This is a genomic window from Mesorhizobium sp. LNHC221B00, assembly GCF_000502935.1.
Taxonomy (GTDB): Bacteria; Pseudomonadota; Alphaproteobacteria; order Rhizobiales; family Rhizobiaceae; genus Mesorhizobium; species Mesorhizobium opportunistum.
In genome coordinates this window covers 58,344-71,097 of sequence record NZ_AYWR01000019.1, presented here as the reverse complement: position 1 = coordinate 71,097, position 12,754 = coordinate 58,344, and the positions used below count along the sequence as shown (strand labels likewise).

Genomic DNA, 12,754 nt, shown 5'->3' with positions numbered 1-12,754 from the left:
TCGTTTCAGCGACGCGCGGACAACACCTTGAACATACCGTCGCGGGCAAGTTCAGCGTGGCTGGAGAAGGCGGCCTTGAGAACCGGCTCGTAAGGCAGCTGGCGATTGGCGACCATGAACAGCCGCCCGCCTGGCTTCAACGCCTTGCCTGCCGCATGGATCATGCCGGCGCCGATTTCCGGCTCAGCCGCACGGGCACGATGGAAGGGCGGGTTCATGACGATGGCGTCATAGCGGCGCTCGACCGGTTCGGCGAGCAGATCCGTCCAGAAGAAACCCGGCACAAAGGCCGCCGCGCCGAGATTGCGCTTGGCCGCCTCCAGCGCAGCGAAATCCGCTTCATAGAGGTCAAGCGCCGTTATGCCAGGGGCACGTGAAGCGACTTCCGCCGCCACATAACCCCAGCCGGCACAGAAATCGGCGATGTTGCCACGCAGGTCGCCGGGCAAATTATCCACCAACAGTTTCGAGCCGGCGTCGATCCGATCAAAGGAGAACATGCCGGGCGCGGTGTGGAACCGGCCTTCAACCAGTAAGACGGGATTGGCGGCACGCAACTCTTGTGCGGCCGCCGGATCGGCAGGACGGCTCAGCCAGAAGGCGATGCCGTGATATTTCGGCATATGGCCGTCGAGCGGGACAAGCTCGTCGATGCGCTTGCGCAGGCTGGCGATGCCGTCATCCTTGCCGCCGGCAACGACGATCAATCCGCCCGGCACCACGCGCTCCAGCGCTTCCGCGATGCGCAGCTCGTTCTGCCCGCGATGGCGGCCGGCGAGCACCAGCGCGGCATCGAAACCGTCGCCCTCCGGTTGCGGCGTAACCGTGAATTTCGCCGCCTGTAACGCGCGGAAATGCGGGCGGAAGCCCTGCACGAGATGCAGCGCGGTCTCGAAACCCTGCGGCAGCCGCAGGCCAGGCTCGGCGCCGAGGAAGAGCATGCGCTCATTCTCTCGCGGCAGAGCGATGGCCTCGGCCTCGAACGGATGGAACAGCGTCTTCAGCGCCTCAGCGGACATGCCTTTGCTCCATAAACGAAAGCGGGCGCGACATAAGCCGCGCCCGCTTCGATTTTCCTGTCAGACCGCTCAGGCGGCGTCTTCTTCGCCTTCGGACTTCTTGTCACGGACGATTTCCTTGCCCGAGGCCTGGTCGACGACCTTCATCGACAGGCGGACCTTGCCGCGCTCGTCGAAGCCCATCAGCTTGACCCAGACCTTGTCGCCTTCCTTGACGACGTCGGAGGTCTTGGCAACGCGCTCGTTGGCGAGCTGCGAGATGTGGACCAGGCCGTCGCGGGGACCGAAGAAATTGACGAAGGCGCCGAAGTCAGCGGTCTTGACGACCGTGCCTTCGTAGATTTCGCCGACTTCCGGCTCGGCGACGATGGTGTGGATCCACTTCTTCGCCGCCTCGATCTCCTTGGCGTTCGAGGAAGCGATCTTGACCGTGCCGTCGTCCTCGATGTTGATCTTGGCGCCGGTCTTCTCGACGATCTCGCGGATGACCTTGCCGCCCGAGCCGATGACGTCGCGGATCTTGTCGGTCGGGATGTGCATGACCTCGATGCGCGGCGCGAACTCACCGAGTTCAGGGCGGGCACCGGTCAGGGCATGAGCCATTTCGCCGAGAATGTGCTGGCGGCCATCCTTGGCCTGGTCCAGCGCGATCTTCATGATCTCCTCGGTGATGCCTTCGATCTTGATATCCATCTGCAGCGAAGTGATGCCGCTGGTGGTGCCGGCGACCTTGAAGTCCATATCACCGAGGTGATCTTCGTCACCCAGGATGTCGGACAGAACGGCGAAGCGCTCGCCTTCCTTGATCAGGCCCATGGCGATACCGGCGACGGGCTTGGCCAGCGGAACGCCGGCATCCATCAGCGCCAGCGAGGTGCCGCAGACGGTGGCCATCGAGGACGAGCCGTTGGACTCGGTGATCTCGGAGACGACGCGCAGCGTGTAGGGGAACTGGTCGGCGCTCGGCAGCATCGGGCGGATGGCGCGCCAGGCGAGCTTGCCGTGGCCGATTTCGCGGCGGCCCGGCGAACCCATGCGGCCGGTCTCACCGACGGAATAGGGAGGGAAGTTGTAGTGAAGGAGGAACTTCTCCTTGTACATGCCGGTCAGCGAATCGACATACTGCTCGTCCTCGCCGGTGCCGAGCGTGGCGACGACCAGCGCCTGGGTCTCACCGCGGGTGAACAGCGCCGAACCGTGGGTGCGCGGCAGCACGCCGACTTCGGAAACGATCTTGCGAACCGTCTTCAAGTCGCGGCCATCGATGCGCGAGCCGGTGTCGAGGATGTTCCAGCGCACGACCTTGGCCTGCAGTTCCTTGAACACCGAACCGATCTGCTCGGACGTGTACTTGGCCTCTTCGCCTTCGGCCGGGGCGAAGGCTGCCTTGACCTTTGCCTTGACGGCGTCGACGGCGGCGTAGCGCTTCTGCTTGTCGACGTTCTTGTAGGCGTTGCTGAGCTCGTCACCAACGATCTTCAGCATCTCGGCTTCGAGCACGGAATAGTCCGGCGCCGTGAAATCGCGCGGCTCCTTGGCGGCGACCTCGGCCAGCTTGATGATGGCGTCGATGACCGGCTGGAAGCCCCTGTGACCGAACATGACGGCGCCGAGCATCAGCTCTTCGCCAAGTTCCTTGGCTTCGGACTCAACCATCAGCACGGCGTCGGCAGTGCCGGCGACGACGAGGTCGAGCTTGGATTCCTGCATCTCGTCGATGTGCGGGTTGAGAACGTATTCGCCGTTGATGTAACCAACGCGGGCACCACCAACCGGTCCCATGAAGGGAACGCCCGACAGGGTCAGCGCGGCCGAGGTGGCGACGATGGACAGGATGTCCGGATCGTTCTCGAGGTCATGCTGGACCACGGTGACGACGATCTGCGTGTCGTTCTTGTAACCGTCGGCGAAGAGCGGGCGGATCGGGCGGTCGATGAGGCGGGAAACCAGCGTTTCCTTCTCGCTCGGACGGCCCTCACGCTTGAAATAGCCGCCCGGAATCTTGCCGGCGGCATAGGTCTTTTCCTGGTAGTTGACGGTCAGCGGGAAGAAGTCGAGGCCGGGCTTCGGCTCCTTCATCGAAACGACGGTGGCCAGCACCTTGGTCTCGCCGTAGGTGGCGAGCACTGCGCCATCGGCCTGGCGCGCGATCTTGCCGGTTTCGAGGATGAGCGGACGGCCGCCCCATTCGATTTCCACTTTGTGGTGGTTGAACATATCTTGTCCTTAATAAGCGGAAAGGGGCGCGCCGTTTCACGGTGCGCGGATGCCCTTTCCCTGGCTTCCTTTCTCGGGCAGCCACGGGCAAGACAACGGGAAGCTCGGGTGGTGTCAGCGCGGTGAGCGCGCGAGCGTCCTGCAATCCTGCCCCATGACCGTCCATGGGCGGTTTCGAGTGGCCCTCTGCGCGCTCGAAACCGGGTCTGGCCAATCCATAAGACTGGCAGAATGCGCGACTGGCGGGCTTTCCGAGGAAAGCCCGCCAGTCAATTCGTCAACGGCGCAGACCGAGCTTCTCGATCAACGTCTGGTAGCGCGCGTCGTCCTTGCGCTTGAGATAATCAAGCAGGCTGCGGCGCTGGGAGACGAGGGCGAGCAGACCACGGCGGGAATGGTTATCCTTCTTGTGGTCCTTGAAGTGATCGGTCAGGTTCTTGATGCGCTCGGAAAGGATGGCCACCTGGACTTCCGGAGAACCGGTATCGCCCTTGGCGGTTGCGAATTCACCCATCAATTCCTGTTTGCGCTCGGCAGTAATCGACATCGTGCTTTTCCTTATCTGTTCGAGGAAACGGGTCGCCCTCAGCCGGGATGTCGTCCAGCAGGGGCCGGTGCAAGCAAAGCGTCGTGGCGCTATGCTGCGGCGCATATAGTGCAATTCCCCGGAAAACACCAGCCCAATTCACAAGCCGGCTTTTCCAGCCCAAATGGCAAGTTTTGTCGCTGCTAAAGCCATTTCTTCCACTTGAAGAAGGCAATCAGCCCGACCGCCACAACTGCCATGAACAGGAGCGATACGGGATAGCCGTAGTAGGACTTCAGCTCCGGCATGTTCCATGGCGAGGATTCAGGATCGAAATTCATGCCCCAGACGCCGACCAGGAAGGTGAGCGGCATGAAAATGACCGAAACGATGGTGAGATAGCTGATGACGTCGTTGGTGCGTGCCTGGCTCAGCGACAGATGCATCTCGATCAGCCCGGTCAGCATGTCGCGCTGGGTCTCGACCAGTTCGATCAGCCTGAGCGAATGGTCGAGCGTGTCGTTGAGGAAAACCTTGGTTTCGGCCTTCACATAAGGCACGTCGTTGCGGATCAGCGTTGCCAGCGCATCGCGCATCGGCCACAGCACGCCTTTGAGGACATTGGCGTCGCGCCGCAATTCGTGCAGCTGCCGCATCTGATGCTTGTGCGGTGAGTGCAGCATCTCGTCCTCGATGCTGTCGACCAGATCGCCGGCCGCCTCGATCGGCGGGAAATAGCTGTCGACGATGGCGTCGATCAGCGCATAGGCAAGATAATCGGCGCCGCGCGCCCGCAACCGGTTGGGCGCCGAACTCTCGATGCGCTTGCGCACGGGGTCGAACGGGTCGCCCTCGCGCTCCTGGAAGGTGACGACGAAGTTCTCGCCGACGAAGAGGCCAATCTGTTCATAGCGATGCGAAGTGACATCGTCGATCATGCGGACGACGACGAAGGCATGATCTTCGAAGAAGTCGACCTTTGGCCGCTGGCCGGAGTTGACGACGTCCTCCAGCGCAAGCGGATGCAGACTGAAGATGCGGCCGATCTCCTCGATCAGCTGGATGTTGGCGAGACCGGTGCAGTCGAGCCAGATGACAGGCCATTTGCGGCAATTGGCTTCGATATCGTCGACGCTGGCGTTTTCGATGGTCTTGTACTTTTGCGGCGAGATCATCGTCAGCCGCAGTTCCGAACGGCGCGCCGCCGGATCGGCGATCAGCGTGCCTGGCGAGGCCCCGACCGGTGGCCGCCGCGTCTTCACCGGCGTCCGCTTTTTCACCGCCTCGGCCTTTGCCATGTGCCCCTCGAGCGTAGAATGAAACCGAGATTAGACGACAGCCGTCACCCGGCAAAGACCCGCTTGGGCTTGAACATGCCTTGCTCGATAGCGCCGATGGCGACCAGCTTGCCACGTGCCGTGGCGCAAGCTTCCTCGGCTTCCACAGGCGCGTCGCGGCCACGGATGATGACCGGATTGCCGAGGCGGATCTTGGTCGCCGCGTCGTCGCTGAGAGCGATCTGCGGCAGACAGTCGAGCGCGGCGGACGTATCGACCAGAAGCGCATCGATCGCCCCGAAATCGATCGGCGCTTCCACAACGTCGACGGCATCCGCCGTTTCCGACTTGTCTTGGCCCCCCAAGTCTTCGCCCGGCGCGCCGAAACGGGCCGCCTCGAGTTCCGCGACGGTGACGAAATCCTCCGGCGTGAACGGCTCGACCTCGACCCGGCGCAGTTCGCTGATATGACCGAAGCAGCCGAGATCGCGGCCCATGTCGCGGGCCAGCGAGCGCACATAGGTGCCCTTGCCGCATTCGACTTCGAAAACGGTCTGATCGGCACCGTGCTCGACGATGTCGAGACGGCCGATCTCGATTTCGCGGGCCGGAATGTCGACCGTCTCGCCCTCGCGGGCAAGGTCGTAGGCGCGTTCGCCCGCAATCTTGATGGCGGAGAATTGCGGCGGCGTCTGCATGATGACGCCGGTATATTTGGGAAGCAGCGCCCTGACCTCGGCTTCCGACGGCCGCTGGTCAGCCTCTTTCGTCACCGGCCCTTCGAGGTCGTCGGTCGAGCGCTCCTGCCCCCAGGCCACGGTGAAGCGATAGACCTTGGCGCCGTCCTGAACATAGGGCACGGTCTTGGTGGCTTCGCCGAGCGCGATCGGCAGCATGCCGGACGCCAGCGGATCCAGCGTGCCGGCATGGCCGGCCTTTTCGGCCTGGAACAGCCATTTGATCTTGGAAACGGCCTCGGTCGAGCCCATGCCGACAGGCTTGTCCAGCACCACCCAGCCGGAGACCGGCCGGCCCTTCTTCTTGCCTCGGCGCGCCATTATTCGCTGTCCCCGTCCTCTTTGTTCCTGTCGTCGTCCGCGTCGAGATCACGCGCCACTTCGGGCGATTTCAGCAGGTCGTTGATCCTGGCGAAATTGTCGAAGGAGGTGTCCAGCCTGAAGCGGAACTCCGGCATGTATTTCATTTGCCGAAGCGCGCCGGAGACACGGCCGCGCACAAATTTCGCATGCTTGTTGAGCGCCTCGATCACGGCCTCGGCATCCTTGGCGCCGAGCGGAGAAACAAAGGCAGTGGCGATCTTGAGATCGGGCGACATACGCACTTCGGAGACCGAAACGACCGAATTCTCGATCAGCGGGTCGATGATGTCGCCGCGCTGCAAGGTTTCGGAGAGCGCATGGCGCACCTGTTCGCCGACGCGCAGCATGCGCTGGGATGGGCCGGATGTGGTGGAACGGGGCATTTTTCTCAATCCTGAAAGCGTGAGGCTCGGGATAGGACCGTGCCTCATGTCTCAAACAGTCATTCTCAATAGGCTTGAGGGCGGCGGCCTTTCGACCACCGCCCGATACTAACAAGCCACTCGAACTCAGAGCGTCCGGGTCACCATCTCGACGCGGAAGCACTCGATGACGTCGCCGACCCGCATGTCCTCGTAGTTCTGGAAGGCCATGCCGCACTCCTGGCCGCCGGGGACTTCCGAAACCTCGTCCTTGAAGCGCTTGAGGGTCTTCAGCGTGCCTTCGTGGATGACGACGTTGTCGCGGATCAGGCGCACGCCCGCACCGCGCTCGACCTTGCCTTCGGTGACACGGCAGCCGGCGATCTTGCCGACCTTGGTGATGTCGAAGATCTCGAGGATCTCGGCATTGCCGATGAAGGTTTCGCGGCGCTCCGGCGACAGCAGGCCCGACAGAGCCGCCTTCACGTCATCCACGAGGTTGTAGATGATCGAGTAGTAGCGGATCTCGATGCCAGCGGCCGCGGCGGCGGCACGTGCCTGCACGTTGGCGCGGACGTTGAAGCCGATGATCGCCGCACCCGACGTTTCCGCCAGCGAGACGTCGCTTTCGGTGATGGCGCCGGCGCCGGCGTGGACGATGCGCGCACGCACCTCGTCGGTGCCGAGCTTGTCCAATGCCGCGTTGATCGCCTCGATCGAACCCTGCACGTCGCCCTTGATGACCAGCGGGAATTCCTTCAGCCCGCTTGTCTGCAACTGCGACATCATCTGTTCGAGCGAGCCGCGCTGGCCGGCATGCCTGGCGACCGCCTTCTCACGGGCCAGACGCTGGCGATACTCGGTGATCTCGCGGGCGCGGGCCTCGTTGTTGACCACGGCGAAGCGGTCACCGGCCTGCGGCGTGCCCTGAAGGCCGAGCACCTCGACCGGCATTGCCGGCGGTGCTTCCTTGATCTGCTCGCCGCGATCGTTGACCAGAGCACGCACCCGGCCCCATTCGTTGCCGGCGACGAGGATGTCGCCCGGCATCAAGGTGCCGGTCTGCACCAGCACGGTGGCGACGGGACCACGGCCCTTGTCGAGCTGCGCCTCGATGACCACGCCCTCGGCGGTGCGGTCCGGATTGGCCTTCAGGTCGAGGATTTCGGCCTGCAACAGGATCGCCTCGAGCAGCTTGTCGAGATTGGTGCCCTTGGTCGCCGACACTTCGACGTCCAGCACTTCACCGCCCATGGATTCGACGAAGACCTCATGGCGCAGCAGTTCGGAGCGAACCTTCTGCGGATCGGCGTCATGCTTGTCGATCTTGTTGATCGCCACGATGATCGGAACGCCGGCCGCCTTGGCATGGCTGATCGATTCGATCGTCTGCGGCATCACGCTGTCGTCGGCCGCCACCACCAGGATGGCGATGTCGGTGGCCTGGGCGCCGCGGGCGCGCATCGCCGTGAAGGCGGCGTGGCCGGGCGTGTCGATGAAGGTGATCTTCTGACCGTTCTTCTCGACCTGATAGGCGCCGATATGCTGGGTGATGCCGCCGGCCTCGCCGGAGACGACATTGGCATTGCGGATGGCATCGAGCAGCGAGGTCTTGCCGTGGTCGACGTGGCCCATGATGGTCACGACCGGCGGACGCGACACCAGGTCCTCGGCATTGTCGGCGATGTTGAACAGGCCTTCCTCGATGTCGGACTCGGCGACGCGGCGGACCGTGTGGCCGAATTCGGTGGCGACCAGTTCGGCCGTGTCGGCGTCGATGACGTCGCCCGGCTTCAGGATCTGGCCCTGCTTCATGAAGAACTTGACCACATCGACCGCACGTTCGGACATGCGCTGCGCCAGTTCCTGGATGGTGATGGTCTCGGGCAGGATCACTTCGCGCATGACTTTCTCGCGCGGCTCATTGTGCATCGCGCGCTTGAACTTTTCCTGGCGGCGGCGCATCGACGACAGCGAACGGGCCCGCGCATCCTCGTCGGAAAGCGCGGAGTTCAGCGTCAGCTTGCCACGGCGGCGGTCTTCCTCGCCTTTGGTTGGCTTGGCCGGACGCGCCACTTCGGGCGTGACCGGGCGGCGCACCGGCGCACCGGCACCTGTCCGCTTCGGCTTGACCTCTTCCTCCTCGTCGGCGGTTGCCAACTCGGCTGCCAGCGGCGCGCGGCGGCGCGCCTCTTCCTCGGCACGACGGCGGGATTCGGCTTCCGTCTGCAGGCGTGCCTCTTCCTCGGCCTGACGGCGCGCGGATTCCTCACGCTCACGCTTGCGGCGCTCTTCGTCCTCGGCGCGGCGCTTGGCTTCCTCGGCGGCGCGCTGACGGTCCTCGACCTCGCGGACCTTGGAGCCTTCGAGCGCCCTGCGGCGCGCTTCCATTTCGGAGCGCGACAGTTCGTTCAGCACCATGCCGCTGCGCTCGACCGGAGGCGGCGGAGGCGGAGGCGCCTTGGGCGCTTCCTGCACCATGGGTGGCGCGGCCACGACCGCCGCGGGCTTCGGCGTGAAGACGGGCGCAGGGGCAGCAGCAACCGGCTCCGGCTTGTCGCCGGGCAGCGAGAACTTGCGCTTCTTAGTCTCGACCACGACCGACTTGGTACGGCCATGCGAGAAGTTCTGGCGCACGGTGCCCTGTTCCATGCCGGGGCGCTTCAACGTCAAGGTCTTCTTCGGCGTAACGCTCAACGTCTTGTCGTCGCCCGATTTCGTATCGCTCATTCCATATCCTCTGCAGCATCATCTTCGTCAGCAACGGCCGCAAGCATTGCCAGATCGTCCGGGGTACCGCCCCGATATCGGTCAAGCGCAACTATGCGCTTCTGGACCGCCTTACCCGCGTCTCCCGCGAGGACGGCAGCATGTATCACATTTGTACCCCCCAATGCCAAGCTCAACTCGGCCTCGGAGAAAAGTTTGTAGGCAAGGATGGAGGGGCCGCCGATATGGACGGTCGCCCGCCGCGCCTGGCTGATCTTGCGCACGCCGTCGTCGGAGGCCTCGGTCGCGTGGAGCACGAAAAGTGCCAGTCCACCGCGCACCGCGCTCTCGACTTTGGTGGCACCAAGAGAAATCGCGCCTGCCTTGCGGGCGAGGCCCAGCATACCCAGAGCGGATCTGGAAAGCAGCCCATCGACCATGCCGCCCAGATCGGGCGGCAAGACCACCTGTGCCTTAAAGGCGCGGGCAAAGAGGTTCTTCGCCGCCGCCTTCTCGATATGTAGGCGGTCGGCACTCACCCAGCAACCGCGGCCGGGCAGATTTCTCTTGAGATCCGGAACGACGGCCGAATCCGGGCCGACGACGAACCGGATCAATTCATCCGGTTCGGCCTGCTTGCGGGTGACGATGCAGGTGCGATCGTTCATCTCGTCCAAGGGCGGGTTGTGTGCGATGCGGTTTCACCTCACGCACCAACGGCTTCGTCAGCCGGGGCTTCCTCGGCTGCAAGCTCGTCTTCGGTGATCCAGCCGGCCTTGAGACGGGCATTCAGCACCATCTGCTCGGCATCGGCGCGCGAAACGCCATGATTGGCCAGAACGCCGGGATACACCTTGGTCTCGCCGTCCTTGCGTTCCTTCCAACCGGTCAGGTCGTCGGCGGCATAGCCGGCGAAATCCTCGATCGTCTTCACGCCGTCCTCGCCGAGCGTCACCATCATGGCGGTGGTGATGCCGGGGATTTCACGCAGCTCGTCCGAGACGCCCAGCGCCTTGCGCTTGTCGTCATGCTCGGCTTCGATCTTCTCGAGATATTCGCGGGCGCGGGTCTGGATTTCCGACGCGGTGTCCTCATCGAAGCCGTCGATCGAGGCGATTTCGCCGGCATCGACATAGGCGACTTCCTCGACGCTGGTGAAGCCTTCCGAGGCCAACACCTGGCCGACCATCTCGTCGACGTCGAGGGCTTCCATGAACAGCGCCGAGCGCTCGACGAATTCCTTCTGGCGGCGTTCGGACTCCTCTGCCTCGGTCAGGATGTCGATATCCCAGCCGGTGAGCTGCGAGGCGAGACGCACGTTCTGGCCGCGGCGGCCGATGGCCAGCGACAGCTGATCGTCGGGAACCACCACTTCGATGCGCTCCGCGTCCTCGTCGAGCACGACCTTGGCGACTTCGGCCGGCTGCAGCGCGTTGACGATGAAGGAGGCGGCCGAGGGCGACCACGGAATGATGTCGATCTTCTCGCCCTGCAATTCGCCGACGACGGCCTGGACGCGGCTGCCGCGCATACCGACGCAGGCGCCGACCGGATCGATCGAACTGTCACGCGAGATGACGGCGATCTTGGCGCGCGAGCCCGGGTCGCGGGCGACCGACTTGATCTCGATGATGCCGTCGTAGATTTCCGGCACTTCCATGGTGAAGAGCTTGGCCATGAACTGCGGATGGGTGCGCGACAGGAATATCTGCGGGCCGCGCTGCTCGCGGCGCACGTCGTAGACATAGGCGCGGACGCGGTCGCCATATTTGTAATTTTCGCGCGGGATCAGCTCGTCGCGGCGGATGATCGCCTCGCCACGGCCGAGATCGACGATGACGTTGCCATACTCGACGCGCTTGACGGTACCGTTGACGATCTCGCCGATGCGGTCCTTGTACTCGTCATACTGGCGGTCGCGCTCGGCCTCGCGCACCTTCTGCACGATGACCTGCTTGGCCGACTGGGCGGCGATGCGGCCGAAATCCATCGGCGGCAGCTGTTCGGCGATGAAGTCGCCGAGCTGGGCGTCGGGATTGCGCTCGCGCGCCGAGGAAATGGCGATCTGCGTGGCGTAGTCATCGACTTTCTCGACCACTTCCATCAGCCGCTGCAGCTTCATCTCACCGGTGTTGGGATTGATGTCGGCGCGGATGTTGGTCTCCTGGCCGTAACGCGAGCGCGCCGCCTTCTGGATCGCATCGGCCATGGCGGCGATGACGATCGACTTGTCGATCGACTTTTCACGCGCGACCGCGTCGGCAATCTGCAGCAGTTCGAGTCTGTTGGCGCTTACAACCATGTTTTTTCTCCCGAGCCTGTCAGCCGGGCTTTTACGCCCGGCAGCTCAATCAACTTTCCTGTTCGTGTTCTTCCGTGGCGTCCGCTTCCGTACCCTCGGGCACGTCGTCCGGCTCGCCGCGGCGTTTCTTGGCTTCCTTGCGCGCCCTGTTGTCCTTCGACAACGCATCGCGAATGAGGTCGTCGGTCAGGATCAACCGAGTCTCGGAAATGGCGTCGTAGGGCACGCGCACCGTCGGCTCCTCGCCATAGGCCGCCTTGTCGCGCTCGATGAGCACATCTTTCTCACCAGCCTCGGCGATCTTGCCCTTGAAACGCTTGCGATCGGCGACGATGACCGATGTTTCCATCTTCACCAGATGGCCGGTCCAGGTCACGAAATCCGATTTGCGCACCAGCGGCCGATCGATGCCGGGCGAAGAGACTTCGAGATGATACGCCTTCTCGATCGGATCGTCGACGTCGAGCGCCGGCGACACCGCGCGGCTGACCTCTTCGCAATCCTCGACGGTCATGGTGCCGTCCTCGCGCTCGGCCATGATCTGCAGCGTCAAGCCGTTCTGGCCGGACAGATGCACGCGCACGAGGCGAAAGCCGATGCCGCGCAGCACCGGCTGGATGATCAGCGCGATGCGCGCATCGATACCGCTCTCGCGGATGATGCGGTCGTCACCTTCGCTTGTCATTGAAGTCATCAATTGCCTGTCGTTCGTTTCGCAATGTTCTTTAGTTTGCGCATCGGAACCATCCGAAAACCGCTTCGCACTTTTCGGCCGATGCACCCGGCAGGTAATAAAAAAGAGCGGGACCGGGTGGACCCACTCTTCGTCATACCGACCAAGAATTTGAGGCTGATATAAACGAACACCGCCTGTGTTTCAAGCCCGCCGTGACAGCCCGCCGTGCAAGGTCGGCAAAAGCCCTGACGGCATCAGCATTGCTCCAGGCGCATGGCGCCCATGCGACAATCCCCCTGTGAGAGGCGGGAGGGCGCCCTTATTTGTTAGCCACGACACGAACAGACGCGGCGCTGTGGCGCGCGAAAGGACAAGATCATGGGCAACCGCAGACTATTTTCCGCCTTGGGCGACCTCTTCACCGCATTCGGCGGCGCGGTCGCCGCCTCGCGCGCCGTGGAAGCCGGCCGCAAGCCGCGTGCCGACGACCAGCGCAAGCTGGACATGGATCCGGCTATCTTCAACAGGATCGGCCGTTTCTGAAAATCCGGCGGGAGGCGCCGTGA

At 63.5% G+C, this 12,754-nt stretch carries 11 protein-coding genes; 1 reads left to right on the top strand and 10 read right to left on the bottom strand.

Annotated elements, in window-relative coordinates; all coding sequences use genetic code 11:
* Positions 1-5: 5 nt before the first annotated feature.
* The 10 genes from X741_RS144590 to rimP form a co-directional block, all read right to left on the bottom strand.
* Complete coding sequence (locus tag X741_RS144590) at positions 6-1,019, bottom strand: class I SAM-dependent methyltransferase (RefSeq protein ID WP_023779452.1); 1,014 nt, start codon at positions 1,017-1,019, stop codon at positions 6-8.
* 69 nt (positions 1,020-1,088) lie between these two features.
* A complete protein-coding gene (gene pnp, locus X741_RS144595) occupies positions 1,089-3,236 on the bottom strand; it encodes a polyribonucleotide nucleotidyltransferase (protein WP_023779451.1) in 2,148 nt (715 codons plus the stop codon).
* Between the two features lie 277 nt (positions 3,237-3,513).
* Positions 3,514-3,888, bottom strand: coding sequence for a 30S ribosomal protein S15 (rpsO, locus tag X741_RS144600; RefSeq protein ID WP_280940350.1), 375 nt, complete (start codon positions 3,886-3,888; stop codon positions 3,514-3,516).
* A gap of 77 nt (positions 3,889-3,965) precedes the next feature.
* Positions 3,966-5,060 carry a magnesium/cobalt transporter CorA gene (corA, locus tag X741_RS144605; protein WP_023779450.1) on the bottom strand — a complete coding sequence of 365 codons (1,095 nt, stop codon included), beginning with the start codon at positions 5,058-5,060 and terminating at the stop codon, positions 3,966-3,968.
* A gap of 44 nt (positions 5,061-5,104) precedes the next feature.
* The gene (gene truB / locus X741_RS144610; RefSeq protein ID WP_023779449.1) at positions 5,105-6,097 is read right to left on the bottom strand and encodes a tRNA pseudouridine(55) synthase TruB; all 993 of its coding nucleotides are present in this window, start codon (positions 6,095-6,097) and stop codon (positions 5,105-5,107) included.
* Positions 6,097-6,522 (bottom strand): 30S ribosome-binding factor RbfA, encoded by a 426-nt coding sequence (gene rbfA, locus X741_RS144615; RefSeq protein ID WP_031250315.1) that lies wholly within the window; start codon positions 6,520-6,522, stop codon positions 6,097-6,099. Before rbfA ends, truB begins: the two co-directional genes overlap by 1 nt.
* A gap of 126 nt (positions 6,523-6,648) precedes the next feature.
* Positions 6,649-9,231, bottom strand: coding sequence for a translation initiation factor IF-2 (infB, locus tag X741_RS144620; protein ID WP_023779447.1), 2,583 nt, complete (start codon positions 9,229-9,231; stop codon positions 6,649-6,651).
* Entirely contained in the window at positions 9,228-9,878 is a 651-nt protein-coding gene (locus tag X741_RS144625) for an RNA-binding protein (protein ID WP_023779446.1), read from the bottom strand. Before X741_RS144625 ends, infB begins: the two co-directional genes overlap by 4 nt.
* Before the next feature lie 38 nt (positions 9,879-9,916).
* Complete coding sequence (gene nusA / locus X741_RS144630; RefSeq protein ID WP_013891269.1) at positions 9,917-11,512, bottom strand: transcription termination factor NusA; 1,596 nt, start codon at positions 11,510-11,512, stop codon at positions 9,917-9,919.
* 49 nt (positions 11,513-11,561) lie between these two features.
* Positions 11,562-12,206 carry a ribosome maturation factor RimP gene (gene rimP, locus X741_RS144635; protein WP_031250314.1) on the bottom strand — a complete coding sequence of 215 codons (645 nt, stop codon included), beginning with the start codon at positions 12,204-12,206 and terminating at the stop codon, positions 11,562-11,564.
* 360 nt (positions 12,207-12,566) lie between these two features.
* On the opposite strand from rimP, the gene X741_RS1000000170510 reads away from it, so the two are divergent.
* Positions 12,567-12,731, top strand: a complete 165-nt coding sequence (locus X741_RS1000000170510) for a hypothetical protein (RefSeq protein WP_023766979.1) — start codon at positions 12,567-12,569, stop codon at positions 12,729-12,731.
* The last annotated feature ends 23 nt before the right edge of the window (positions 12,732-12,754 follow it).